At 66.0% G+C, this 23332-nt stretch carries 26 protein-coding genes; 15 read left to right on the top strand and 11 right to left on the bottom strand.

The features are described from left to right. Nucleotides 1–11: 11 nt before the first annotated feature. Nucleotides 12–1502, bottom strand: coding sequence for a replicative DNA helicase (locus tag IFT87_RS09125; RefSeq protein WP_031395824.1), 1491 nt, complete (start codon nt 1500–1502; stop codon nt 12–14). 143 nt (nt 1503–1645) lie between these two features. On the opposite strand from IFT87_RS09125, the gene IFT87_RS09130 reads away from it, so the two are divergent. Genes IFT87_RS09130 through IFT87_RS09140 form a run of 3 tightly spaced genes read left to right on the top strand, consistent with a single transcriptional unit; the run spans nt 1646 to nt 3276 of the window. Then, nucleotides 1646–2128 (top strand): UPF0262 family protein, encoded by a 483-nt coding sequence (locus IFT87_RS09130; RefSeq protein WP_031395823.1) that lies wholly within the window; start codon nt 1646–1648, stop codon nt 2126–2128. A gap of 9 nt (nt 2129–2137) precedes the next feature. Next, entirely contained in the window at nt 2138–2815 is a 678-nt protein-coding gene (locus IFT87_RS09135; protein ID WP_031441366.1) for a GH25 family lysozyme, read from the top strand. After that, entirely contained in the window at nt 2812–3276 is a 465-nt protein-coding gene (locus IFT87_RS09140; RefSeq protein ID WP_031441367.1) for a cytidine deaminase, read from the top strand. Before IFT87_RS09135 ends, IFT87_RS09140 begins: the two co-directional genes overlap by 4 nt. Before the next feature lie 7 nt (nt 3277–3283). Here the strand turns inward: IFT87_RS09140 and IFT87_RS09145 are convergent, their stop codons facing one another. Beyond that, nucleotides 3284–4837 (bottom strand): porin, encoded by a 1554-nt coding sequence (locus tag IFT87_RS09145; protein WP_192008267.1) that lies wholly within the window; start codon nt 4835–4837, stop codon nt 3284–3286. A gap of 119 nt (nt 4838–4956) precedes the next feature. Here IFT87_RS09145 and dcd point away from each other — a divergent pair, with 119 nt between their 5' ends. Next, nucleotides 4957–5511 carry a dCTP deaminase gene (dcd, locus tag IFT87_RS09150; RefSeq protein WP_031395819.1) on the top strand — a complete coding sequence of 185 codons (555 nt, stop codon included), beginning with the start codon at nt 4957–4959 and terminating at the stop codon, nt 5509–5511. Nucleotides 5512–5604: 93 nt separating this feature from the next. On the opposite strand, the gene IFT87_RS09155 is transcribed toward dcd, so the two are convergent. The 5 genes from IFT87_RS09155 to IFT87_RS09175 form a co-directional block, all read right to left on the bottom strand. Continuing rightward, nucleotides 5605–5952, bottom strand: coding sequence for a tetratricopeptide repeat protein (locus IFT87_RS09155; RefSeq protein WP_235188414.1), 348 nt, complete (start codon nt 5950–5952; stop codon nt 5605–5607). 233 nt (nt 5953–6185) lie between these two features. Next, nucleotides 6186–6614, bottom strand: a complete 429-nt coding sequence (locus IFT87_RS09160; RefSeq protein WP_031395817.1) for an ExbD/TolR family protein — start codon at nt 6612–6614, stop codon at nt 6186–6188. A gap of 33 nt (nt 6615–6647) precedes the next feature. Next, nucleotides 6648–7127 carry an ExbD/TolR family protein gene (locus IFT87_RS09165; RefSeq protein WP_031395816.1) on the bottom strand — a complete coding sequence of 160 codons (480 nt, stop codon included), beginning with the start codon at nt 7125–7127 and terminating at the stop codon, nt 6648–6650. 92 nt (nt 7128–7219) lie between these two features. Further along, nucleotides 7220–8014: a MotA/TolQ/ExbB proton channel family protein gene (locus tag IFT87_RS09170; protein WP_031395815.1), complete on the bottom strand. Its 795-nt coding sequence runs from the start codon at nt 8012–8014 to the stop codon at nt 7220–7222. A gap of 51 nt (nt 8015–8065) precedes the next feature. Then, the gene (locus IFT87_RS09175; protein ID WP_056406249.1) at nt 8066–8746 is read right to left on the bottom strand and encodes an energy transducer TonB; all 681 of its coding nucleotides are present in this window, start codon (nt 8744–8746) and stop codon (nt 8066–8068) included. Nucleotides 8747–9000: 254 nt separating this feature from the next. Between IFT87_RS09175 and IFT87_RS09180 the strand changes: the two genes are divergently transcribed. Next, nucleotides 9001–9960: a hypothetical protein gene (locus IFT87_RS09180; RefSeq protein ID WP_249403289.1), complete on the top strand. Its 960-nt coding sequence runs from the start codon at nt 9001–9003 to the stop codon at nt 9958–9960. A 24-nt stretch (nt 9961–9984) separates the two neighbouring features. On the opposite strand, the gene IFT87_RS09185 is transcribed toward IFT87_RS09180, so the two are convergent. Then, entirely contained in the window at nt 9985–10275 is a 291-nt protein-coding gene (locus IFT87_RS09185) for a Rossmann fold domain-containing protein (RefSeq protein ID WP_037531210.1), read from the bottom strand. A 4-nt stretch (nt 10276–10279) separates the two neighbouring features. Further along, nucleotides 10280–10651: a dihydroneopterin aldolase gene (locus IFT87_RS09190; protein WP_031395199.1), complete on the bottom strand. Its 372-nt coding sequence runs from the start codon at nt 10649–10651 to the stop codon at nt 10280–10282. A 138-nt stretch (nt 10652–10789) separates the two neighbouring features. Between IFT87_RS09190 and IFT87_RS09195 the strand changes: the two genes are divergently transcribed. The 4 genes from IFT87_RS09195 (at nt 10790) to IFT87_RS09210 (ending at nt 13746) form a co-directional block, all read left to right on the top strand. Continuing rightward, nucleotides 10790–11299, top strand: a complete 510-nt coding sequence (locus IFT87_RS09195) for a GNAT family N-acetyltransferase (RefSeq protein WP_192008268.1) — start codon at nt 10790–10792, stop codon at nt 11297–11299. A 79-nt stretch (nt 11300–11378) separates the two neighbouring features. Continuing rightward, nucleotides 11379–11969: a DUF1285 domain-containing protein gene (locus tag IFT87_RS09200; RefSeq protein WP_081877670.1), complete on the top strand. Its 591-nt coding sequence runs from the start codon at nt 11379–11381 to the stop codon at nt 11967–11969. After that, nucleotides 11966–12562: a CoA pyrophosphatase gene (locus IFT87_RS09205; protein ID WP_192008269.1), complete on the top strand. Its 597-nt coding sequence runs from the start codon at nt 11966–11968 to the stop codon at nt 12560–12562. The genes IFT87_RS09200 and IFT87_RS09205 overlap by 4 nt, the downstream gene beginning before the upstream one ends. Continuing rightward, nucleotides 12553–13746, top strand: coding sequence for a CCA tRNA nucleotidyltransferase (locus IFT87_RS09210; protein WP_192008271.1), 1194 nt, complete (start codon nt 12553–12555; stop codon nt 13744–13746). The genes IFT87_RS09205 and IFT87_RS09210 overlap by 10 nt, the downstream gene beginning before the upstream one ends. 4 nt (nt 13747–13750) lie before the next feature. Here the strand turns inward: IFT87_RS09210 and IFT87_RS09215 are convergent, their stop codons facing one another. Together IFT87_RS09215 and parC are read right to left on the bottom strand one after the other, a co-directional pair. Next, nucleotides 13751–15427, bottom strand: coding sequence for a putative bifunctional diguanylate cyclase/phosphodiesterase (locus tag IFT87_RS09215; RefSeq protein WP_037530078.1), 1677 nt, complete (start codon nt 15425–15427; stop codon nt 13751–13753). Between the two features lie 186 nt (nt 15428–15613). Then, complete coding sequence (parC, locus tag IFT87_RS09220) at nt 15614–17863, bottom strand: DNA topoisomerase IV subunit A (RefSeq protein WP_037530076.1); 2250 nt, start codon at nt 17861–17863, stop codon at nt 15614–15616. Nucleotides 17864–18085: 222 nt separating this feature from the next. On the opposite strand from parC, the gene IFT87_RS09225 reads away from it, so the two are divergent. The 6 genes from IFT87_RS09225 (at nt 18086) to purQ (ending at nt 23299) form a co-directional block, all read left to right on the top strand. Continuing rightward, on the top strand, nt 18086–18982 hold the full coding sequence (locus tag IFT87_RS09225) for an alpha/beta hydrolase (RefSeq protein WP_084215177.1): 897 nt from the start codon (nt 18086–18088) through the stop codon (nt 18980–18982). 34 nt (nt 18983–19016) lie between these two features. Further along, nucleotides 19017–20231: a kynureninase gene (gene kynU / locus IFT87_RS09230; protein ID WP_192008273.1), complete on the top strand. Its 1215-nt coding sequence runs from the start codon at nt 19017–19019 to the stop codon at nt 20229–20231. Nucleotides 20232–20371: 140 nt separating this feature from the next. Next, nucleotides 20372–21475 carry an acyltransferase family protein gene (locus IFT87_RS09235; protein WP_128082203.1) on the top strand — a complete coding sequence of 368 codons (1104 nt, stop codon included), beginning with the start codon at nt 20372–20374 and terminating at the stop codon, nt 21473–21475. A 148-nt stretch (nt 21476–21623) separates the two neighbouring features. Then, nucleotides 21624–22403: a phosphoribosylaminoimidazolesuccinocarboxamide synthase gene (gene purC / locus IFT87_RS09240; RefSeq protein ID WP_031396310.1), complete on the top strand. Its 780-nt coding sequence runs from the start codon at nt 21624–21626 to the stop codon at nt 22401–22403. After that, complete coding sequence (gene purS / locus IFT87_RS09245; RefSeq protein WP_031439802.1) at nt 22404–22634, top strand: phosphoribosylformylglycinamidine synthase subunit PurS; 231 nt, start codon at nt 22404–22406, stop codon at nt 22632–22634. It begins immediately after the preceding gene. Further along, nucleotides 22631–23299, top strand: a complete 669-nt coding sequence (gene purQ, locus IFT87_RS09250) for a phosphoribosylformylglycinamidine synthase subunit PurQ (protein ID WP_031439801.1) — start codon at nt 22631–22633, stop codon at nt 23297–23299. The genes purS and purQ overlap by 4 nt, the downstream gene beginning before the upstream one ends. Nucleotides 23300–23332: the final 33 nt, after the last annotated feature.

The following is a 23332-nucleotide window of genomic DNA, read 5'->3' on the forward strand; positions in this document are numbered from 1 at the left end:
ACACCAGAGTTTCAATACTCGGCCAGATCCGAGAACTTCGTGATCGTCGGATCGAACTTCATCCGCACCTTGCCGGTCGCGCCGTGGCGCTGCTTGGCGATGATCAGCTCGGCAAGACCGTAGACCCGCTCCATCTCAGCCGCCCAGGACGCGTGATCCTCGAAGATCTTCGCGCTGTCGCCTTCGGCCGGGCGCTTGGGCTCCTTCGACGCGACGTAATAATCCTCGCGGTACACGAACCAGACCATGTCGGCGTCCTGCTCGATCGACCCCGATTCGCGAAGATCTGACAGCATCGGCGTCTTGTCCTCGCGGCTTTCGACCGCGCGGCTCAGCTGCGACAGCGCCAGCACCGGGACGTTCAGGTCCTTCGCCAGCGTCTTGAGCCCACGCGAAATCTCCGAGATTTCCTGGACGCGGTTGCCGTCCTTGCTCTTGCCCGACCCCGACAGCAGCTGGAGATAGTCGACCACCACCAGCCCGATCTCGTTATTGTGGCGACGCTGCAGCCGGCGGACGCGCGTGTGCAGCGCGCCGATCGACAGGCCGCCGGTGTCGTCGATGAACAGCGGCAGGTTCTCGAGCTCGGCCGCCGCGGCCGCGAGCTGCGCGAACTCGGTGCGGCTGATCTTGCCCATGCGGAGCGATTCGGAACTGATCTGAGACTGCTCGGCAAGAATACGCGTCGCCAGCTGATCCGCGGACATTTCGAGGCTGAAGAACGCGACCTTCGCGCCGACCGAATCCTTCGGGGCGATCCCGTCGGCCATGTCGCGCATCCAGCGCCGCGCGGCGTTGAACGCGATGTTGGTGGCGAGCGACGTCTTGCCCATGCCCGGACGCCCGGCGAGGATCATCAGATCGCTGTGATGCATGCCGCCGATCTTGGCGTTGATCGAGTCGATACCCGTCGTCACGCCCGACAAATTGCCGCCCGAGTTGAGTGCCCTCTCGGCCATCTTGACCGCCGCGGTGGTCGCCTGCGCGAACGTCTTGACCGAGTTTTCCGCCCCGCCATCGGCGGCGACCTTGAACAATTCCTCCTCGGCCAGCTCGATCTGCGCGCGCGGATTAACCTCCTCGGACGTATCCATCGCGCGATCGACCAGCGTGCGGCCAACCGAGACGAGCGCACGCAGCATCGCCAGGTCATAGATCTGCTGCGCAAACTGGCGCGCACCGATCAGCCCTGCGCCGCTGCCCGTGAGGCCGGCCAGATAGGCGGGACCGCCCAGCTCGCGCATGCCCTCGTCCGCGTCGAACATCGGCCGCAGCGTGACCGGCGTCACCAGCATGTCGTTGCCGCGCAGCGTCTTGATCGCGGCGAAGATGCGCCCGTGCACGGGTTCGAAGAAATGCGTGGGTTCGAGCTTGTCGACCAGATCGTCGGCGAGCCGGTTGTCGATCATCATTGCGCCGAGCATCGCGGCTTCGGCCTCGACGTTGCGGGGAAGCTGCTGTGGTTCGGCCACGGCGGGGACGGGGAATGCGAGGGTTGCCATACTGCGTTCTACGCACTGCGCGCGATCGCTCCAAGCCAACTGCGCCAGATTGATGGGGATAAGTCGACCAGCCCGCCGCGATCGGCGGCCGCCGGTGCAGGCGACAAGTGACACGCGTTACGACCATCGCTATCGCACATGGCATGGCCGACCCGCGGATCATCGACATACAGCTCGACGAGCGCACGATTGCGTGGCGTTCCGCGGATATCGAGCAGGAACGCCGGATCGCGATCTTCGACCTGATCGAGGGCAATTATTTCGCGCCGCAGCGCCAGCATGCCGATGGCTATGCCGGCCCGTACCGCATCAGGCTCGAGACGGAGGAAGGCCGTCTCGGCATTCACATCCATCGTGAGGACGACACGCATCTTGAGACACTGGTGCTCGCGCTCGGCCGTTTCCGCCGACCGATCAAGGACTATTTCGCGATCTGCGACAGCTATTACCAGGCGATTCGCCAGTCCTCGCCTGCGCAGATCGAAACCGTCGACATGGCCCGTCGCGGCGTCCACAACGAGGCCGCCGAGCTGCTCAAGGACCGGCTGTCGGGCAAGATCGAGGTCGATTTCGACACCGCCCGCCGGTTGTTCACGCTCATCTGCGTCCTTCATCTGCGTGGCTGAGCAACGCTGATGGCCACGACATTGCTGAAGCTTGCGACCCTGCTGTTCGGCACGGGCGGCATCGCGATTGGCGGCTGGGCCTATGCGACGCAGTGGCATCCCGCGACCGAGACCTATCCGCTGCAAGGCGTCGACCTAGGTGAAAATCCCGCGCCGGTCGAATGGGGAACGGTGCGCGCGCGCGGCGTCGACTTCGCCTATATCGTCGCGACCTCGGGCAAGGATCGCCGCGATCCGGCATTCGAGGCGAACTGGGCGGCGCTTCCCGAAGCCGGGCTGCGGCGCGGCGCGGTGCACATCTATTCGCTGTGCCAGCCCGCGGTCGATCAGGCGAATGCGTTCAATACCTTCGTGCCCGCCGCCGCCGATGCGCTGCCCGTCGCCGTCGATGTGCAGTTCCGTGATGATTGCGTCGCCCGCCCTGAAAAGGCCGCGCTGGTCGCCGATCTGACGCGCTTCGTGACGATGGTGGAGACGCATACCGGCAAGCCTGTCCTGCTGCGGATCGGCAAGTCGGTCGAGGGCAGCTATGCGTTGTCGGCGGCACTGCCGCGGCCGGTCTGGGCGATGGCCAATCTGCTCAAGCCCGATTATGCGGCACGGCCATGGCGAATGTGGCGCGCGAGCAATTTTCGGCGTGTCGAGGGAATCGAGGGACCGGTGAACTGGGACGTGGTGGCAGGATGAACGATGGTTTCGATACCGATCAGGCAACCCGCCTGATCGCCGCGGCGCGCGACGCCGCGCGTCACGCGCATGCGCCCTATTCGCGATTCGCGGTCGGCGCCGCGGTGCTGCTCGACGACGGCAGCGTGATCACCGCCGCCAATTTCGAGAATGCGAGCTACGGCCTGTCGCTTTGCGCCGAAACCGTCGCGCTGGCGACCGCAAGCGCGCAGGGCCGCCTGCGTGACGTCGTTGCGATCGGCGTGATCGGCGGCGCGATGGATGCGGACGGCATCGCCACCGGCCTCGCCCCGGTGAGCCCCTGCGGACGGTGCCGCCAGGTGATCAACGAGGCGGCGCAGATGGGCGGGCGCGATCTCCCCGTGCATTGCGGCGCGGCGCAGGGCGAGGCTGTCCGCAGCTACCGCCTGTCGGAGCTTCTCCCCGATGCGTTCGGCCCGGCGGACCTCGGGATCGGCTGAGCCGCGGTCAGTAGTTGAACTGCAGCTGCGTGCGGATCAAATCGCCCTCCGCCCGGCCCTCGCGGCGTTCGTCGGCCTCGCGCCGTGTCATCCGCGCATAGGCGACGGTCAGCTCGATCGGCGGGGTCGGCTGGAACTCGATCCCCAGCTCGAACTCGTCGGTCTCGAGCCGCGGCGCGTTGGGCAGCGCCTTCCACCCGCCGCGATAATATTGCCGGCGCGCATAGGGCATGAACGGACCGAGCGGCGACGACCGCACACGCGCCATCGCCTGGACATAGCCGCCGTTCAGCCGCTTGGTCGTAATCGACTGTGACGCGTCGTCATATTCGGGGCCGCGGCCCCAGTTCCACTCCGCCTGGAACCCGAAGGGCTGCGGATAGAGGATCGCGTGGACGCCGAGCCGCTCGTCGGCAAAGCTCGTGTCGCTGACCCCGCCGCTGCGCAGTTCGGGCTGGACGCGATTACGGATGGCCGCCGCGCCGACCTCCAACACCTGTCCGCTGAACGCCCCGCCAAGCCCGTCGAGCGCGAACGGCCAGGTCGCCATCGCCACCGTCATCGCGCCGTCATTGGTCTCCGAACGGCTGATCCCCTGGCCGTTATACACGCCGAGCGCGAACGCGCCGTAATTGCCGAACAGTTTCTGGCCGTCCTCCTCGAGGCGACCCCAGATCCGTTGCACGCCGGTGGGCGTGTAATAGGCGACGATGCCCAGATCGCGCTCCCCGGGGACCGCGCTGTTGATCCCGTCGCTGCGATCGATCGTGATGCGATTCGACGAGGACTGCATATTCTCCCAGCCGAAGGGCACCTTCGACTGCCCGAACCGCAGCCGGAAGCGGCGATCTGCGTCGAGGAACGTGTCGACATAGGCGTCGCGCAGCTGGGCAAAGCCCTCGCGCCGCTCGCCGCCCGACTGGTTGCTGACGTTCACCGCGAAGTCGGGCTGGAGATAGAAGGACACACGGTCGGTCAGATCGCCCTGCAGGACCAGCCGGACGCGGCGGAGCGAGAAGCCCGTATTGTCGCCGATGCTGCCGTCATGCACTGATCGCAACCGCGACTGGCCGTCGGGCGCGGTGCGATCGCCCGACACGATCTCGTTGAACCGCATCTGCGTATAGCCGCGGATCGCGATGCGATCATACCAGGCGCGCTTCGGCTCGGGCGTCGCCGCGGCCAATTGCGTCGATGGCGCGACCGCTGTTGCCAGCTTCGGCGCCGGGGCGGGCGCAGGCGTTGCCGCAACCGCGATCGGCGCGGTGGCTGGCGCGGTGGCTGGCGCAGTAACTGGCGCCGTTTGGGCAATCGGTCCGTTCTGCGCGGCCTTGAGCTCGGCGATCGTAGCCTTCAGCTCGTCGATCTGGCGTTGCAGGTCCTGCACCGACTGCGCCTGCGCCGCGCCGCCCGACAGCGCGATCGATCCGGCCAGCGCGATCCGCACATAGCGGCTGGCGCGGCGCGCGCGGATCGCGGCGCGGTTCCGCTCGTCATCATGGTCCGGAAGCTGTGGCTCGACGGACGTACCGCGCGGAAAAGGCTGCCGAATCTGGTTCATGCCGCGCCCCATGACGGCCCGACACGCCGGCTGCAACGGCAAAAACGCTCTCTGCGTGCGCGCGCTCTTGCCGCCATCGACCATCCGCGCGAAAGCAGCGGCGAAAAGGGGAATGTCTCATGTCCGTCATGTCCGACCGCTGGATTCGCGAACGCGCGCTGGGCGATGCGATGATCGAGCCATTTCACGAGGCGCAGCGCCGCGACGGCTGTATCAGCTACGGGCTGTCCTCCTATGGCTATGACGCGCGCGTCGCCGACGAGTTCAAGATCTTCACCAATGTCGACAGTGCGATCGTCGATCCGAAGAATTTCGACGCGAACAGCTTCGTCGACCGCAAGACCGATGTCTGCATCATCCCGCCGAACAGCTTTGCGCTGGCGCGGACGGTCGAATATTTCCGCATCCCACGCGATACGCTAGTGATCTGTCTGGGCAAATCGACCTATGCGCGCTGCGGGATCATCGTCAACGTCACGCCGCTCGAACCCGAATGGGAGGGCCATGTGACGCTAGAATTCTCGAACACCACGCCGCTCCCCGCCAAGATCTACGCGAACGAGGGCGCCTGCCAGTTCCTGTTCCTGCGCGGCAATGAGCCGTGCGAGATCAGCTATGCCGACCGCGCAGGCAAATATATGGGCCAGCGCGGGGTCACCCTGCCCCGACTCTGACCGCCTCAGGCGTCGACCGCACGAGGTCGACGCCAGCGCTAGCTTACTACCGGAACCACAGAACCGGCGCCGGGCGAGCGCGACGGCCTTAGCTTAGCGCGTGGCGATCTGCACCGGGGCCACGCCGAGCGCGCGCCGTGCCAGATCATGCGACGAGGCCACCGCACCCGAGGGCAGGTCCATCGCGATGTCGCGGCGTTCGAGCACGCGCTTGTACAGCGCCCGAGCGTCCGCCTCGCGGCCGGTCCGCCGGTAAACCGCGGCAAGGTTGAGCATCAGTTCGGGGCGACCCGGATAGACCGCCTGTTCCGCCAGGATATGGCGTTCGGCCGCGGCCAGATCGCCCGACACGATCGCCTGATAGCCATTCTGATCCGCCGCGAACGCCGGTGCTGCCGCGCCGACAAGGGCAAGAACTACAAGGCCGAATTTGCGCATCATCCCGTCTCCATCGCCCTTCTGAGTCGAAAGGTTTCACTTTTGTGACACTGTTGTGTCACTTCGATGACTGTGGCGCAATATGGGATTTTTACGGATATTGCCCTGATAAGGCCGTGAGGTGCGCGCGCGTCATGCCGACGCTCTTTCCGCCCCCGGTGTCATGGACGTCGGACATGCAAAAGGGGCGGCCCTTGCGGACCGCCCCTGGCATCGTATCGATCGTGTCGCGTGACTTAGAAGTCGTTGCGATACTGCTCGTTACCGATGAAGCCGAGCTTCGTGATCGAAGACCGCTTCACGACGGCCAGCGTGCGATCGACGACTTCGTACCGCGCCTGCGGGTCGGGCTGGAAGTGAAGTTCCGGCTCGGGGTTCATGCCCGCGGTCTGGTCCAGATACTGGCGCAGCGTCACCTCGTCGACCGGCGACCCGTTCCAGGCCACCGTGCCCGATGCGTCGATCGAGATCTTGTTCTTCTCGGGGTCGATCGGGTTCTGCGGCGGGTTCTTGCTGTTGACCGGAAGGTCGACCTTGACCGCGTGCGTCTGGATCGGGATCGTGATGATGAACATGATGAGGAGAACGAGCAGGACGTCGATCAACGGCGTCATGTTCATTTCCATCATCGGCCCGTCATCTTCTTTGCCGCCGCCCATTGCCATTCTATACTACTCCTAAATACGTCCGAGCGATCGTCAGCGTTCGGTGGTGCCGCCGGGGGGCGGCTCGGAGATGAAGCCGACGCGGGCGAAGCCGGCGCGCTGCATCGTGTAGATCGTGCCGCCGATGCACTTGTACGGCGTGTTCACGTCGCCGCGAATATGCGCCTCGGGCAGCTCAAGACCTGCGGCATTCACGCCACCCTGACGATCGATCTCGGTCTTCAGCTTGGCGACCGCGCGATCGAGCAGCTCGGTCGAGGTGACCGGGGTCATGTTCCAATACACTGCACAGCTGCCATCACCATTTGTCGTCACCGACAGCGAGACATTTTCGGGCTTGGTCGTGGTCGGATCAAATTTGACCTCGGGGAGCTTCAGCTGCACCGCCTGGACCGCGACGGTCGTCGTCACCAGAAAGATGATCAGGAGCACGAGCATGACGTCGACCAGCGGCGTCGTATTGATGTCCGATATCGATTTCTCGGTGGAATCGCCACCAACACTCATCGCCATGTGCGAACTATCCTATTCTTTTATCGCCACCGGCACCGCCGGCGGGAAGGAAGCGGGGCTGCTGCGAACACCAGCCCCGCCTTTCTCGCGTCTTAGTTAGCGCGCGGCACGCCACCGGTCTGACCGGCAGTCGTGGTCGCCGTGGCAGGCTTGGCCACAACTGGCTTGACGCCCGAAGCGGTGATCGGACGCACGGCGCCGTTCGATGCCAGGAAGCCGAGCACGTCGTTCGAGAAGGCCGACAGGTCCTCTGCGATCGACTTGTTGCGACGCTGCAGCCAGTTGTACGACAGCACGGCAGGAACCGCGACGACGAGACCCAGTGCGGTCATGATCAGTGCTTCACCGACCGGCCCTGCGACCTTGTCGATCGATGCCTGACCCGATGCACCGATCTTCACGAGTGCGCGGTAGATGCCGATAACCGTACCGAACAGACCGATGAACGGCGAAACCGAACCGACCGTTGCGAGGAAGGCGAGACCGCCACCCAGCTTCGAGTTGATCGCAGCTTCCGAACGCGCGAGCGAACCGTGCAGCCAGTCATGCGCCTCGACCGGATCGGTCAGCTTCGAGTGCTGCTCCTGAGCGGCCAGGCCGTCGTCGACGATCTGCTTGTAGGCCGAGTTCTTCTCGAGCTTGGCCGAACCTTCGCGAAGGCTGTTCGACGACCAGAAGGCCTGACGGACGCGCTTGCCCTGGCCGATGATCTTCTGCTGCTCGAACAGCTTGGAGAACAGGATGTAGAACGAAACCACCGACATCAGCACCAGAATGCCGAACACGGTCTGGGAGATGAGACCGCCTTCGCGAAGTGCCGCTTCGAGGCCGTACGGGTTGGCTTCGGCTGCTGCGGGCGCCGCCGCGGCAAGGATAGTGGTGAACATGGTCGGATGATCCTCTTAAGATTCGTTGGTCTAAGTGCGCCGAGACGCAGATTAATTTTCCGGCAACGTCCACCGGATACGCTGCGTCGCACTCGAACGCATCGGGTTCCCGGCCTGATCGAGCGCCGGCGAGTAGCGACCACGTCGCGTCATCGCAGCACAGGCTGCCCGATCGAGAGCAGGCGAACCGCTCGACGACGTCACGGTGCAGTTCTCGACACGACCCTGGGCGTTAATGTCCCAGCGCATCGCGACCGCACCCTGTTCGCCGGCACGGATCGCGCTCGGCGGATAGTCGTCCTGGCTCACCCATGTCGCCGGATTACCCTTGGCGCCCGCGGCCTTGCTGACCGTCGGTGCTGCTGGCGGGGCCGGCGGCGCTGGCGGCGCGGGAGGCGCCGGCGGTGCCGTTGGCTGGCTCAGCGGGATGATGTTCGACGTCGTGATCGCCGGAGCGGGCGACGGCGTAACAACGACCGGCGGCGGCACGACGACGGTGGTCGGCGGCGGCGGCAGGTTGGGCTGGTCAGGCGGCGGCGGCGGGGGCTCGTCGGGCGGAGGCGGCGGTGGCGGCGGCTCCACGTCGAACGTGTTTAACTTTTCGGTGGCCTTTTTCACGTATTGAAACGCGAGGCCGGTGACGAAAGCATAGCCCAAGGCAGCATGAATCAGCGCGACGATGACGATCGCGACGATTTTGCCTGAGGACATCTTCTGGTCAACATAGGCCATTCAGCAACGACACTCCCTTATTCTGTCTGCCTTCACGCAGTCGCGCATGGGGGCAGGCGCAACGCAAACGTGTGCCGTGAAGCAAAAATTCCACGCGGCAGTGCGCAATGTCTATCGCCACGCCATGCGACACGCAAACGCTTTGTCGGACGCAACAAACGTACAAGCGTATGATGGCAATTTTATTTCTGTAACGTTCATCCGCCATCGCGTAGCCCATGGCGATGATATCCCCACGTTCCATCCCACCGCTCATGACCCTGTTCGCCGTCATCGCCGCGGCCCCGATCGTTGCGCAGACGGCCCCCCCGCCGCGATCCGTGCCGACCGCGCCGCAGCAAAACATCGCCGGCGACTCGACGACGCTGACCCCCGAACAGCTTGATCAGCAATGGGAAGGCGCGCGCGATGCGGTGCCGGTCGGCGCCGCCAGTGCGGGTCCCGTCCAGCCCGCGGCCGCCGACCAGGGCGCGGGCTATGCGGACCTTGCGGATCTCGTTCTCGCCGCGCCGGTGATCGCCGACGCGACGATTCGCTCGACCGCGCGGATCAAGGGCGCAGAGGCGGCGGATGTCGCACCCGGGCTCGTGCGTTTCTATGTCGAGGCCGACGTAACCGCGCTGATTCGCGGCAGTGGTGGTGTGGCCCCAAGACTCGGCTATCTGCTTGATGTTGCGCCGGATTCCAACGGTCGCCTACCAAAGCTGAAAAAGGCGCGGGTGCTGCTGTTTGCACGTACCGCCGGAACGTCGACCGCCCAGATCCAGCTCGTCGCGCGCGACGCGCAACGCGACTGGACGCCCGCTCTCGACGCGCAGGTCCGCCGCATCGCCCGCGAGGTGCTCGCCGCCGACGCGCCGCCCGTCATCACCGGGATCGGCAACGCCTTTCACGTGCCAGGCGCCCTGCCCGGCGAAGGCGAAACGCAGATCTTCCTGACCACTTCGGATCAGCGCCCCGTCTCGCTGTCGATCCTGCGGCGGCCCGGCGAGCAACCCCGCTGGGCGGTCGCGCTGAGCGAGATCGTCGACGAGGCCGCGGCCCCTCCGCCGCGTGGTTCGCTGTTGTGGTACCGGCTAGCCTGCGCGCTTCCCGCCGCGATGCCGGATCGCAGCGCCGCGTCGATGGCAGCCACCGACGCGGTGATCGCGCGTGAGGATTATCAGTTCGTTCTTCGTGCGCTCGGCCCCTGTGGACGCAGCCCGCGGCGCTAACCGGACCACCGAGCGAGGGTCCGATCAGCGGATCTCGACGATCTGCCCGGTCGTCGACAGGGCCGTCTCTAGGTAGCTGATCGCCGCTTCGACATCGGCGGCCCGCGCCCCATTATGGGACAGGACGGCGTTGATTCGCGTCAGCGGCGCCGCCTCGATCGCGAGCGGTGCGATCAACGCGCGGGCCCGGGCGGCAAAAAGCGAATCGCTGCTTTCGCGAATCACGACGACCAGGCTGTCGTCGGTGCCCAGCCGCGCGCGCGCATCGCGCACGCACGCCGCGATATCGTCACGCTCGCTCAAGATCAGCCGCACGATCTCACCGACGATGTCGCACGAGCGTCACGCCGATCGCCTCGCCCGCTTCGGCGATCGCCAGCTTGACGATCTTCACCGCGACCCGCTGAACACGCGCGTCCTGCAGGAACAGCGTCTCGCAGATATGGTCGGCAACGGCCTCGATCAGCGTGAAATGCACGCCCGTCGGCAAGGCCGTGGTCGCGGCATGTTTCAGATCGAGATAGTTTTTCGACGCCGACAGGGGTGTGTCGGGGTCGAACCGGCTCGGGCAGGTGAGATCGACGGTGAGCGAAATCCGCAGCGGCTGGGGCAGATGCGTCTCCTCCGAATAGATTCCGGTGAGCACCTGCACTTCCATGTCGTGCACTTCGAGCTGAAGACTGTCTTGCATCGCCGCGCTCTAGCAGAGCCGCGACCGTAGGGAAGGCCCGGGGCGGACGCGCCGCTGCGCCGGTTCCGCTTGCGTTCGGCGACGTGCTGCGTAAAGCGCGCGGCCCCGGACGTTCCTGCGCCGGCGCTGGAGAAGCCGGTGTTCGAACTCGTCCCCTTGAACGCCGTCCCGGATGCCGAGGTCGAGGCGCTGCTCGACCGCGCGTTCGGGCAGGATCGTCATGGCCGGACCGCCTATATGATCCGCGGCGATGGAACCGCGATCCCGACGCTCAGCTTTGCCGCCGTGTCGGGCGACATGCTGCTGGGCTCGATCCAGTGCTGGCCGATCGCGCTCATGACCGCGCAGGCGGCATTGCCGCTGGTGATGGTCGGCCCGGTCGCGGTCGCGCCGGGCCATCAGGGCGACGGCATCGGCCGGGCGCTGGTAGCGCGCGCACTCGAGGTCGCTGCGGCGAGCGATCTGGGCGACGCGCTGATGCTGATCGGCGATCCGGACTATTATGGCCGGTTCTTCGGCTTTTCCGCTGACCGCACAGCCGCGTGGCAGGCACCGGGTCCGGTCGAACGTCACCGGCTTCTTGCACTGGGCGGGGCCGTACCCGACGACGCTGGAATGCTCGGCCCGCGCGCAGGCGCAGCCGGCTGACGATGCCGGAGCGCGGCCTGGCGCTTCGCCTGCCGCCGCGAGACTTTACGAGAGGCCATGCGCGCCCTACCTCGCGCTCATGCCTATGGACCCCCTCCCCGATCTTGCCTCGCTGAGCCTCGCCGAAATCGCCCGGCTCGCCGACGAGCAGAAACTGCCGCCGGTCGACAAATGGAATCCGTCGCATTGTGGCGACAGCGAAATGCGGATCGCGCGCGACGGGACCTGGTATCATCAGGGCACGCCGATCGGCCGCGAGGCGATGGTCCGGCTCTTCTCGACGATCCTCAGGCGCGAGCCATCGGGCGGCTATGTCCTGGTCACCCCGGTTGAGAAGCTCGACATCGTCGTCGAGGACGTGCCGTTCGTTGCGGTCGAGGTAAAGATCGATGGCGAGGGTCCGGCGACCAGGCTGACCTTCCGGCTCAACACCGGCGATCTCGTCACCGCGGGCGCCGCGCACCCGATCCGCTTCGTCGAGGATGAGGACGGCCCGCGACCCTATCTGATGGTCCGTGGCGGGATGGAGGCGGTGGTGGCACGCCCGGTCTATTACGAGCTCGCCGACCGCGCGATCGCGGGCGGCGAGTCGCCGGTCGGACTATGGAGCGACGGCCAGTTCTTCCCGCTCGAACCCGCGATGCCGTCGCCCGAAGACATCGCCGCGTGACGCTCGCCGATCGGCTGCGTAGCGCGCTGTCGCGGGGTGTCGAGCCGGACATGATCCTGCTGACCGGCGACCGTGACGATATCGATCTGCCGCCCGGCGATACGCTGCTGCCCGCGGCAGTGCTGATCGCGGTGACCGATCGAGCCGAACCCGGGGTGATCCTGACCCAGCGTACCGAGACGATGCGCAAGCATGCGGGCCAGATCGCCTTTCCCGGCGGCCGGATCGATCCCGGCGAGGATATCGTCACCGCTGCGCTGCGCGAGGCCGAGGAAGAGATCGCGTTGCCGCGCGACCGCGTGACCGTCATCGGCCAGGCCGATACCTATCGCACCGTCACCGGCTTTCAGGTGACGCCGGTGATCGGCGTCATCCCCCCCGACCTTGTGCTCCACCCGAGCGAGGCCGAGGTCGCGAACGTGTTCGAGGTTCCACTCGAATTCCTGCTAGATTCGGGCAATCATGTCGAAGCCAGCGTCGAGTGGCAGGGTCATGAGCGGCATTATTACGAGATCATCTGGAACGACCGCCGCATCTGGGGCGCGACCGCTGCAATGATCGTCAATCTGAGGCGACGACTGCAATGGGCATGAGCCTTCCCGATGCCGCCTGGCGGACGCGCCCCGGCCTCGCCGCGCTGACCGCCGTGCTGGGCGGCGCGTCGGCGCAGTCGCGCTTCGTCGGCGGGGCGGTGCGCGACACGCTGCTCGGCTTGGCGCCGGCCGATACCGGCGCGATCGACATCGACATCGCGACGAGCTTTCCTCCGCAGGAGGTGCTCGAACGGCTCGAGGATGCGCGGATCCGCGCCGTGCCGACCGGGCTCGCGCATGGCACGATCACCGCGGTGACCGAGGGGGGAACCGTTGAGATCACGACGCTACGCCGCGACGTCGCGACCGATGGGCGGCATGCGACGATCGCTTATACCGATGACTGGCGCGAGGATGCGGCGCGCCGCGATTTCACGATCAACGCGCTCTATGCCGATCCCGTCAGCGGTGAGATCTTCGACTATTTCGGTGGCCTGGACGATCTGTCCGCAGGGCGCGTGCGCTTCATCGGCGATCCGTTGCAGCGAATTGCGGAGGATCATCTGCGGATTCTGCGCTTCTTCCGCTTTCACGCCCGGTTCGGCATCGAGATCGACGCCGCCGGGCTGGAGGCGTGCACGGCCCGCGCGAACGACCTGATGGCGCTGTCCCGCGAGCGGATCGCTGCCGAACTGCTCAAGCTTCTCGTCGCGGCACGCGCCGTTGCGGTGATCGCGCTGATGGTCGAGCGCGGCATCTGGCGCGCGGTGCTGCCCGAGATCGACGCCGACGGGGTCGACCGGCTTGCCACGCTGGTCGATCACGAACATGCCGCCGGCATTGCGCCCGATCCGATCCGCCGTCTGGCCGCACTGATCCCCGCCCGCGACGGCGATGTGGTCGCTGCACGGTTGAAACTGTCAAACACCAATCGCAAACGCGTCGTCGCGGCGACGCAGGGCATTGGCGACGAGGGCCCGCGCGCACTCGCCTATCGCCACGGCGTGGCTGGCGCGATCGACCGGTTGCTGATTGCAGGCGCGGACGTCGCGCCGATCGCCGACTGGTCGCCGCCGGCATTTCCGATCAGCGGCGGCGCGCTGGTCGAACGCGGCCTCCGCAAGGGGCCCGACGTAGCCGCAATGCGTCGGCGGATCGAGACCCAGTGGATCGCGGAGGGCTTTCCCGATCAGGCCCGGGTCGATGCGATCGCGGACAAGGCGGTCACCGAGACGCTCGCCTGAGCCTTCAGGCCAGGATCGGGACCCGGCTGAAGATCGACTCGAACGCCTGAGCCGCCTCGAGCGGCCGCGCGAAGACATAGCCCTGGCCATAGGTGCAACCGAGCGCCGCGAGCGTCTGGGCCAAGTCGCCCGTCTCGATCCCCTCCGCGGTCGTCTGCATGTTGAGCGCCTGCGCGAGACTGAGGATCGCACGGACGATCGACACCTTGTCACGGTCCGCCAGCATCCCCGTCACGAAGCTCCGGTCGATCTTTAGCACATCGATCGGCAGTTTCTGGAGATAGGCGAGATTGGAATAACCGGTGCCGAAATCGTCCATGGCGAGCGTCGTGCCGAGATCCTTCAGCGCGTGCATCGCCTGCGCGATCCGGTCCGGGTCGGACACGATCGCGCTTTCGGTCAATTCGAGTGTGAACCGATCGCCGCCGAGTCGCGAGCGAGACAGCGCCGACTCGACCACCGGCGCGATCGCATCGCGCTGCAGCTGGATCGCGGACAGGTTCACCGCGACGCGAACACCGCAATGCCCGCCGGCACGCACGTCCCACGCCGCCAGCGTCCGCGCCGCCGCATCGATCGCCCAGCGCCCCAGTGGAACGATCAGGCCCGATTCCTCGGCAACCGGAATGAACTGTGTCGGCGGGATCTCGCGACCATCCTCGTCGGTCCACCGCGCCAGCGCCTCGAACGCGACGATACGCCCGGTCGCGAGATCGCAGATCGGCTGATAGGCAAGCCGCAGCCGGTCATTCTCGATCGCGCGACGCAGCGCGGTCTCCATGCCGAACTGTTCGCGCGCGATCACGAATTCCTGGCGCTGATAGCATTCGGTCCGACCCGTCGCTTTGCCGCGCTTCACCGCGAACTGCGCGTGGCGGATCATCTCGGCGGTGTCGCCGGTCTCGTCCCGGCCATAGGCGATGCCGATCGAGCATTCGACGCGGATCTCGTAATCGGTCAGGCGGAACGGCGCGATCAGCGCGCGCTGGATCCGGTCGGCGAGACGCAGTGCCTCTGCCGGATCCTCGTCGATCGTCATCAGCACCGCAAACTGTCCGCCGCCGACCCGTGCCAGCGTATCGCGCACCCGCAGCGCGCCCTTGATCCGCCGCGCGACGGTAATCAGCATCTCGTCGCCGACCAGCGATCCCAGACACGCGTTCAGCCGCCCGAACCGGTCGATATCGATCGCCAGGACCGCGCGAGCGGCGTGATCCTCGACCGCCTCGACCAGATCCTCGAACCCTTCGCGGTTGAGCAACCCGGTCAGGCTGTCAGTCGTCATCTCGCGCCGCATGCTGCGTTCGGTATGGATCTGCGAGGTCCGGTCGACGAAGCTCAGCGTGCACCGGTCGTGGATCGCTGCGCTGCTCCGCGCGATCGTCACGCGGTAATGCCGGCAATCGATCGTGTCACCAAAGGCCCAGTCGAAGTCGAGTCGGGTCTGCGACGTCAGCAGAAAGGCGATGATCCGATCGCCCAGATCGGCGATCATCGGCGACCGCGTCGCGACGACGCCCAGCCCGGCGAGGCGATAGGCCCGGTTCATCGCGAACAGCTCTAGCCCACCGTTCTCGAGCGTCAGGTGGACCATCGGAATCGGGCTCAGCTCGAGGCCGCGCGCGACGAGTTCAGCCGAGACGGTTGCCGGTTGTTCGGCCTCGTGAAGAACCCATTCCATAGTCCTGCCTAACCCGGCTTCGTTAAGGCCGCGTGAAATTTACAAAAGACCCAAAACGAGTACGATTATTTCAACGCCGGTTCAGACAGCCCGGCACCAGTCCGCAACGACCCGGCCACTGGCCCCCGATTTACCCTGGAGTCAGATCGCGATGGGCAGCACGCATCGCCTTAGCATAGACGAATTTCAGCCGAATCGGTTGTCGCGGGGGAAACCTGTGGGGGGCATCCGCCCGGCCGCACCGCGCGCCGTGCGCCACGGCCCCAGATCCGCCTCGGTCCGCGTGCGTTTGGTTTCGCCGCCCATCGCCCAGCTCAAGCCGTTGGCGAACACGAAGGTGATCGCATCGGCCAGCCCGCCGTCACGGTAGCGCTGGAGCTGCACCCCCTGCCCGCGATTCATTTCGACCAGCTCGTTGATCGGGAACACCAGCAGCTTGCGGTTGTCGCCGATCGCCGCGACATAATCGTCCGCGGGGTCGACCGGGCGGACCAGCTTCACCTTCTCGCCGATCCGCGGCGTCATCACCGTCTTGCCCTTGCGGGTCTCCGCGATCACGTCCGCCGCCGTCGCGATGAACGCGCGGCCATCGGTTGCAGCGACCATCAGCTTGGCCTGCCGCGCCGCGGGCAAGAGCGCGACGATTCCGACGCTGCCGTCCAGGTCGATCATCGCGCGCACCGGCTCGCCAAAGCCGCGCCCGCCCGGCAGCTTGTCCGCCGCCAGCGTGAAGAACCGCCCATTCTCGGCCGCGAGCAGCAGCTTGTCGGTCGTCTGCGCATGGAAGGCGAAGGCGGGGCCATCGCCCTCCTTGAACTTCAGCGCCTCGGGGCTGGCCAGATCATTGTGCCCGCGCATCGCCCGGATCCAGCCGCGCTGTGACAGGATCACCGTGATCGGCTCGCGTTCGATCATCGCCTCGAGCGGAATGTCGCGGGTCGGCGCAGCCTCCTCGATCGTCGTGCGGCGTTTGCCGAGCAGCGTCTCCGCGCCATAGCGGTCGCGGATCTTGCGCAGGTCCGCCTTCATCCGCTTCTTCTGCAGCTTGGGATCGGCGAGCAACGCGGTCAGCGTCGCCTGTTCCTTGTCGAGCTTGTCGCGCTCGGTCTTGATCTCGAACTCTTCGAGCCGGCGAAGCGACCGCAGCCGCATGTTCAGGATCGCCTCCGCCTGACGATCGGTCAGGTTGAACTCTGCGATCATCACCTTTTTCGGCTCGTCCTCGGTGCGGATAATCTCGATCACGCGGTCGAGATTGAGATAGGCGATCAGATAGCCGTCGAGCAGCTCGATCCGGTCCGCGATCTTCTCGAGCCGATGCTGGGTGCGCCGGGTCAGCACCACGAACTGATGCTCGACCCAGGCCGCCAGCGCCTCGCGCAGCGACATCACGCGCGGCGTGCGGTCCTTGTCGAGCACGTTGAGGTTGAGGCTGACCCGCGTCTCGAGATCGGTCAGCCGGAACAGCCCGTCCATCAGCACCTGCGGATCGACCGTGCGGCTGCGCGGCTCCAGCACGATGCGGATCTCGGCGTCCGATTCGTCGCGGACATCGGCGAGGATCGGCAGGCGCTTCGCGTTGATCAGGTCGGCGATCTGTTCGATCAGCTTGCCCTTCTGGACGCCGTACGGGATCTCGGACACGATCAGCGTCCACATCCCGCCCTTTTCGCGCTCGATCTCCCAGCGCGCGCGCACCCGGAACCCGCCGCGCCCGGTGGCATAGGATTCACGGATCACAGCTGGCGGATCGACGACCAGCCCGCCGGTCGGAAAGTCCGGCCCCGTCACATGCGCCAGGATCGCATCATTGTCGGCATCGGGCTGATCGACCAGCAGGATCGCCGCCTCGATCAGCTCGGCGGCGTTGTGCGGCGGGATGCTCGTCGCCATCCCGACCGCGATCCCGCTCGCGCCATTGGCGAGCAGATTGGGGAACATGCCGGGGAACAGCTCGGGCTCCTCGTCCTCGCCATTGTAGGTCGGGCGAAGATTGGCCGCATCCTCGTCGAGACCGTCCATCAGGTCGACCGCAACCTGCGTCAGCCGCGCCTCGGTATAGCGGTACGCGGCGGCATTATCCCCGTCGATATTGCCGAAATTGCCTTGCCCGTCGACGAGCGGATATCGCAGCGAGAAGGTCTGCGCGAGACGGACCATCGCGTCATAGACCGACTGGTCGCCATGCGGATGATATTTGCCGATCACGTCGCCAACGACGCGCGCGCATTTCTTGTAGCCCTGGCTCGGATCGAGCTTCAGCAGTCGCATCGCCCAGAGCAGCCGCCGGTGCACCGGCTTCATCCCGTCGCGCACATCGGGCAACGACCGCGCGGTGATCGTCGAGAGCGCATAGACGAGGTACCGCTCGCTCAGCGCGCTGTCGAAGGGGGCGTCGACGATGGAATCGAAGGGATCTTTGAAATCGGTGACCATAGTTGCCTCGTGGATAGCAAGCGCGGCCCAAAGGTTCCACTGTTGTTCTCACCACCCCGACCAGAACGTCCTGTCCTCATCCGCTCCCCGTCACCCTGACGAACGTCAGGACCCACGAGCCAAGCCCTCAACCGATATTGCGCCAACCCGCAACGTCCGCCACCGTCACGCCACGACCGCTCCCGCGTCCCTCACCCACTCCCCGAAAGGCCACGCAACCCCATGATCCGCCTTGCCTTTCTCGCGCTGGCCGCCATCTCCACACCGGTGATCGCCGAACCGCCCGCACCCAAGCTCCTGATATGGCCCGACCTCGTCAAACGCCCGAAGCCCAGCCCCGACGCGACCATCGCCTATGGTCCCGACCAGATGCAGAAGGTCGATGTCTGGCGGCCGAAGGGCAAAGGCCCCTTCCCGGTCGTGGTGATGGTCCATGGCGGCTGCTGGACGACGAGCATCGCCGATCGCAGCCTGATGAACTGGGTCGCGGACGATCTTCGCAAGAACGGCATCGCGGTCTGGAACATCGATTATCGCGGCGTCGACCGCGCCGGCGGGGGTTATCCGGGGACCTTCGAGGACGCGGCGAAGGCGACCGACGCGCTCACTGCGAACGCGGCGACCTTCAGTCTCGACACGCGCCGCATCGTTGCGATCGGCCATTCCGCCGGTGGCCATCTCGCGCTCTGGCTCGCCGCCCGCGCAAAGATTCCGGCTGCCAGCCCGCTCCACAGCAGCGCGCCGCTCCGCATCGACCATGTCATCAGTCTCGGCGGCCTGCCTGATCTTGAGGCGACGGCGGCCACCCCCGCCAATGGCTGCGGCACGGAGGTCGTCGCCAAGCTCGTCGGCACGCCCAGCGCGCCCCGCGCGGACGTGTACGCCGACACCTCAGTGCCGCGCCTCCTCCCGCTCGGTATCGCGCAGGACCTCGTCAACGGCCGCGAGGATCGGATCATCCCCTTCCCCTTCGCCACCGATTATGTCGCCAGGGCGAAAGCCGCAGGCGACACCGCCGTCCTCCACACCATCCCGGCGACCGGCCATGTCGAACTCGTCGCACCCGAGACGCCCGCTTGGGCGGAAGCGAAACGGCTGATCGCGGCCGCCCTGAAATGAACCGAAACCCGCCCGCACCTACAAAGGCCCGACCATGACCCTCGACGAAGCCCGCGCGCTCGACGCCGCCGATCCTCTGGCAGCGTACCGGGAGCAGTTCGCGCTGCCCGAAGGCGTCATCTATCTCGACGGCAATTCGCTCGGCGCGCTCCCCAAGGCGACGCCCGCCGCACTTGCCGACGTCGCGACCCGGCAATGGGGCGACCGGCTGATCCGCAGTTGGAACGAGGGCTGGATCGACGCACCGCAGCGGATCGGCGCGAAGATCGCCCCACTGATCGGCGCCGCCGCCGACGAGGTGATCATCGGCGACACGACCTCGACGCATCTGTTCAAGGCGCTGGTCGCGGCGTTGCGCGCCAATCCCGACCGCCACACGGTGCTGAGCGAGGCCGGCAATTTCCCGACCGACCTCCATATCGCCGAGGGCGCGGTCGCCTGCGTCCCCGGCGCCCGGCTGAAGGTGGTCGCGCGCGCGGATCTCGCAGAGGCGCTCGACGAGGACACCGCGGTGCTGCTGCTCACCCATGTCCACTACAAGACCGGCGAGCGCTTCGACATGACCGCATGGACCGCCCGCGCCCACGATGCCGGCGCGTTGATGCTCTGGGACCTCAGCCACAGCGTCGGCGCGGTGCCGATCAATCTGAACGGCGCCGACGCCGATCTGGCGGTCGGTTGCACGTATAAATATCTTAACGGCGGCCCCGGCGCGCCCGCCTTTATCTATGTCGCGACGCGCTGGCAGGACAGGCTCGCCAGCCCGCTGTCCGGCTGGATGGGCCACGCCGCGCCCTTCGCGTTCGAGGACGCCTATCGCCCCGCGCCGGGGATGAAGCGCTGGCTCGCGGGCACCCCCGCGATGCTGTCGACCGCCGCGCTCGAAACCGCGCTCGACCTTTGGGCGGACATCGACCAGCACGCCGTCGTCGCCAAAAGCGCGCGTCTGTTCGACATCCTCGCCGCCGCCGGCGACGCGCTCGGCCTCGACTGCGTCAGCCCGCGCGATCCCGCCCAGCGCGGCAGCCATATCAGCTTCCGCCACCCCCATGCGCATGCCATCACGCAGGCGCTCATCGCGCACGGCGTCATCGGCGACTTCCGCGACCCCGACATCCTCCGCCTCGGCCTGACCCCGCTCTATCTCAGTTATGAAGACGTCTGGTGCGCGGGCGAGATGCTGAAAAAGATTGTCGAAACAGGAGAATGGCAGAATCCGCAGTATTCGGAACGACTTGCCGTCACCTGAGAACAGCATCCTTCGCTGACGGCCAAGAGTTGTAAAATAACGCGGCTTCACGTCCGACGAACCAGCCCTGACTTTCATTGCATGATCTGTTAGCCGATAGGCGCGACGCATGGGGAGCGTCGCGCCGCGGGGGCGTAACAGTGACAATCAAACAGTCGGGTCATGTCGAATTATACGGCATTCAGATGCTGCGTGCGATCGCGGCGCTGGCCGTCGTCGTCCATCACACGCTGGAGGAGTCGGGGGGTGCGATCGGAAAGTTCAGCCCCGACTGGCTGACGACATCGGGCGCATCGGGCGTCGACATATTCTTCGTCATCAGCGGCTTCATCATGTTTCACGTCACGTTCAGGGATCGCCGCGGCCCGCCGACACCCGGGACTTTCCTGTTCCGCCGCGCAACCCGCATCTACCCCTTCTACTGGTTGTGCTGCCTCGCCGTCCTGACGATCTCGGCGATGGGATTCCTTGCCTCCAACCATTATCCCGCACGGACGATCGCCGGCGCGCTGATCCTGCTGCCGGGCAATGCGCTACTCGGAACCGCGTGGACGCTCGTCTTTGAAATGTATTTCTACCTTCTGTTCGCGGCCACGCTCTGGGCGCGCTCGGCGACGCTATCGGTGATCGCAACGATTGCGGCGATCCTGTGCCTGCAGGTCGCGGGCTCGCTGATGCCTGCGACCGCCACCGCCAAGTTCCTAGCAAGCCCGCTATCGCTTGAATTCTGCTTCGGCCTCGTCCTGGGATATGGCTATGCCGCCTGGATGCGCCGCGGCCGGGCCTGGCCCGTGCCGCCCGTCATGGCACTTGTCGCGATGGCGGTCATGGCCGTCGTGCCGCTGTTCGTCGCGCACGACGCCACCACCAGTCTGCCCGAACTGCCACGCATCGCGGCGTGGGGCCTTCCCGCAGTCGTCGTCGTCGCCAGCGTCTTGACGATCGGTGCACCACGCACCGCGGTTGCGCGGTTCCTCGTCCTGCTCGGTGATGCCTCCTATGCGCTGTATCTCACCCATGCCTTCGTAATGATGGGCTATGGATGGCTGGTGAAGATTCCCGCGGTCAGCCGACTGCCGCAGCAACCCGTCGTGGTCCTGATCGTCATCATCGCGATCATCATCGGCCTGCTCGCCCATCTGCTGGTCGAGAAACCGCTCCTCGGTCTCGTTCGCCGACTGACCCCGACCCGCCCCGCCCGGGCGGCGCCGGTGGACCAGCCGCTTCCCGAAGTCGCCGGATAGCATCGACAGCCCTGCATTCCGTTCACACCGGCACGCCGATCCGATTGCACCGCCCGCGCCCTTCGCCTATAGGCGCGGCCTATTCCGGCCTCGGCTCCGCGAAGATTATCGTGGGGGTCGGGGCCGCTCAATTTTCAGGGGACCGCGCATGGCTCGCCGCCGCCAGATCTACGAAGGCAAGGCCAAGATCCTCTACGAGGGTCCCGAGCCCGGCACGCTGATCCAGTATTTCAAGGACGACGCGACCGCGTTCAATGCCCAGAAAAAGGGCACGATCAACGGCAAGGGCGTGCTCAACAACCGGATTTCCGAGCACATCTTCACGCTGCTCGATCATATCGGCGTGCCGACGCACTTCATCCGCCGGCTTAACATGCGCGAGCAGCTGATCCGCCAGGTCGAGATCGTCCCGATCGAGGTCGTCGTGCGCAACGTCGCCGCGGGTTCGATCTCGAAGCGTCTTGGAATCGAGGAGGGCACCAAGCTGCCCCGCACGATCATCGAATATTACTACAAGGACGATGCACTCGGCGATCCGATGATCTCCGACGAGCATATCGCCGCGTTCGGCTGGGCGAGCCAGGAGGAGATGCACGACATCGCCGACCTCGCGATCCGCGTGAACGATTTCCTGTGCGGGCTGTTTGCCGGCGTCGGCATCCGCCTCGTCGACTTCAAGCTCGAATTCGGCCGCATCTTCGACAATGATTATGGCCGCATCATCCTCGCGGACGAGATCAGCCCCGATGGCTGCCGTCTGTGGGACATGGAAACCAACGAGAAGATGGACAAGGACCGCTTCCGCCGCGATCTCGGCGGCGAAGTCGAGGCCTATCAGGAGGTTGCACGCCGTCTTGGCCTGTTGCCCGAAGGTGGCGACAATTCGGTCCTCGACCTCGAAAAGCATCGCAAGAACCGGGGCAAGTAAATGAAACTCAAGGTTTTCGTGACACTCAAACCCGGCGTGCTCGACCCGCAGGGCCGCGCCATCCATCACGCACTCGGCAGCCTCGGCTTCGACGGCGTGCAGGACGTCCGCCAGGGTAAGCTGATCGAGCTGGAGGTCGCCGACGATACCGACGACGCGACGATCGACGGCATGTGCCGCAAGCTGCTCGCCAATACGGTGATCGAGAATTACCGGGTCGAGAAGGCATGAAGACCGCGGTCATCGTCTTCCCCGGCTCCAACTGCGACCGTGACATCGCCGTCGCGCTGGAAACGGTGACCGGCGTCAAGCCGACCATGGTCTGGCACGGCGACGCCGACCTGCCGGGCGATGTCGGGCTGGTCGCGGTGCCCGGCGGCTTCTCCTACGGCGATTACCTGCGCTCGGGCGCGATCGCCGCACGCTCGCCGATCATGCGCGCGGTCGTCGAGGAGGCGGGCAAGGGCCTGCCCGTGCTCGGCATCTGCAACGGCTTCCAGGTGCTGACCGAGGCGGGGCTCCTGCCCGGCGCGCTGATGCGCAACCAGGGGCTGAACTTCGTTTGCCGTGACGTCGCGCTGACTGTCGAGACGTCCTCGAGCCGCTTCACGTCTGGCTATAGCGCTGGCGAACACGTCTCCTTCCCGGTCGCGCATCATGACGGCAATTACTTCGCCGACACAGAGACGCTCGACCGCCTCGAAGGCGAAGGCCGCGTCGCCTTCCGCTATGCCGAGAGCGTCAACGGATCGGTGCGCAACATCGCTGGCCTGCTCAACGACAAGGGCAACGTGCTCGGCATGATGCCGCACCCCGAACGCCGGATCGAAGCGGCGCATGGCGGCACGGATGGCCGACGGCTGTTCGAAGGTCTGATGGAAGCCGTCAGCGCTTAATCGGGTTCGTCACCCTACCCCACCCCATCCGTT

It is taken from the genome of Sphingomonas sp. CFBP 8765, from assembly GCF_014841445.1.
GTDB lineage: Bacteria > Pseudomonadota > Alphaproteobacteria > Sphingomonadales > Sphingomonadaceae > Sphingomonas > Sphingomonas aerolata.

Excerpts from the sequence above, each read along its gene's own strand:
- IFT87_RS09145 (WP_192008267.1), bottom strand. The coding sequence starts at position 4,837 with ATGAACCAGATTCGGCAGCCTTTTCCGCGCGGTACGTCCGTCGAGCCA.
- IFT87_RS09200 (WP_081877670.1), top strand. The coding sequence starts at position 11,379 with ATGCCTATGGACCCCCTCCCCGATCTTGCCTCGCTGAGCCTCGCCGAA.
- IFT87_RS09225 (WP_084215177.1), top strand. The coding sequence starts at position 18,086 with ATGATCCGCCTTGCCTTTCTCGCGCTGGCCGCCATCTCCACACCGGTG.
- IFT87_RS09130 (WP_031395823.1), top strand. The coding sequence starts at position 1,646 with ATGGCCGACCCGCGGATCATCGACATACAGCTCGACGAGCGCACGATT.
- IFT87_RS09170 (WP_031395815.1), bottom strand. The coding sequence starts at position 8,014 with ATGTTCACCACTATCCTTGCCGCGGCGGCGCCCGCAGCAGCCGAAGCC.
- dcd (WP_031395819.1), top strand. The coding sequence starts at position 4,957 with ATGTCCGTCATGTCCGACCGCTGGATTCGCGAACGCGCGCTGGGCGAT.
- IFT87_RS09160 (WP_031395817.1), bottom strand. The coding sequence starts at position 6,614 with ATGGCAATGGGCGGCGGCAAAGAAGATGACGGGCCGATGATGGAAATG.
- IFT87_RS09190 (WP_031395199.1), bottom strand. The coding sequence starts at position 10,651 with ATGCAAGACAGTCTTCAGCTCGAAGTGCACGACATGGAAGTGCAGGTG.
- purQ (WP_031439801.1), top strand. The coding sequence starts at position 22,631 with ATGAAGACCGCGGTCATCGTCTTCCCCGGCTCCAACTGCGACCGTGAC.
- IFT87_RS09125 (WP_031395824.1), bottom strand. The coding sequence starts at position 1,502 with ATGGCAACCCTCGCATTCCCCGTCCCCGCCGTGGCCGAACCACAGCAG.
- purS (WP_031439802.1), top strand. The coding sequence starts at position 22,404 with ATGAAACTCAAGGTTTTCGTGACACTCAAACCCGGCGTGCTCGACCCG.
- IFT87_RS09180 (WP_249403289.1), top strand. The coding sequence starts at position 9,001 with ATGACCCTGTTCGCCGTCATCGCCGCGGCCCCGATCGTTGCGCAGACG.
- purC (WP_031396310.1), top strand. The coding sequence starts at position 21,624 with ATGGCTCGCCGCCGCCAGATCTACGAAGGCAAGGCCAAGATCCTCTAC.
- kynU (WP_192008273.1), top strand. The coding sequence starts at position 19,017 with ATGACCCTCGACGAAGCCCGCGCGCTCGACGCCGCCGATCCTCTGGCA.
- IFT87_RS09215 (WP_037530078.1), bottom strand. The coding sequence starts at position 15,427 with ATGGAATGGGTTCTTCACGAGGCCGAACAACCGGCAACCGTCTCGGCT.
- IFT87_RS09155 (WP_235188414.1), bottom strand. The coding sequence starts at position 5,952 with ATGATGCGCAAATTCGGCCTTGTAGTTCTTGCCCTTGTCGGCGCGGCA.
- parC (WP_037530076.1), bottom strand. The coding sequence starts at position 17,863 with ATGGTCACCGATTTCAAAGATCCCTTCGATTCCATCGTCGACGCCCCC.
- IFT87_RS09175 (WP_056406249.1), bottom strand. The coding sequence starts at position 8,746 with ATGGCCTATGTTGACCAGAAGATGTCCTCAGGCAAAATCGTCGCGATC.
- IFT87_RS09135 (WP_031441366.1), top strand. The coding sequence starts at position 2,138 with ATGGCCACGACATTGCTGAAGCTTGCGACCCTGCTGTTCGGCACGGGC.
- IFT87_RS09210 (WP_192008271.1), top strand. The coding sequence starts at position 12,553 with ATGGGCATGAGCCTTCCCGATGCCGCCTGGCGGACGCGCCCCGGCCTC.
- IFT87_RS09140 (WP_031441367.1), top strand. The coding sequence starts at position 2,812 with ATGAACGATGGTTTCGATACCGATCAGGCAACCCGCCTGATCGCCGCG.
- IFT87_RS09165 (WP_031395816.1), bottom strand. The coding sequence starts at position 7,127 with ATGGCGATGAGTGTTGGTGGCGATTCCACCGAGAAATCGATATCGGAC.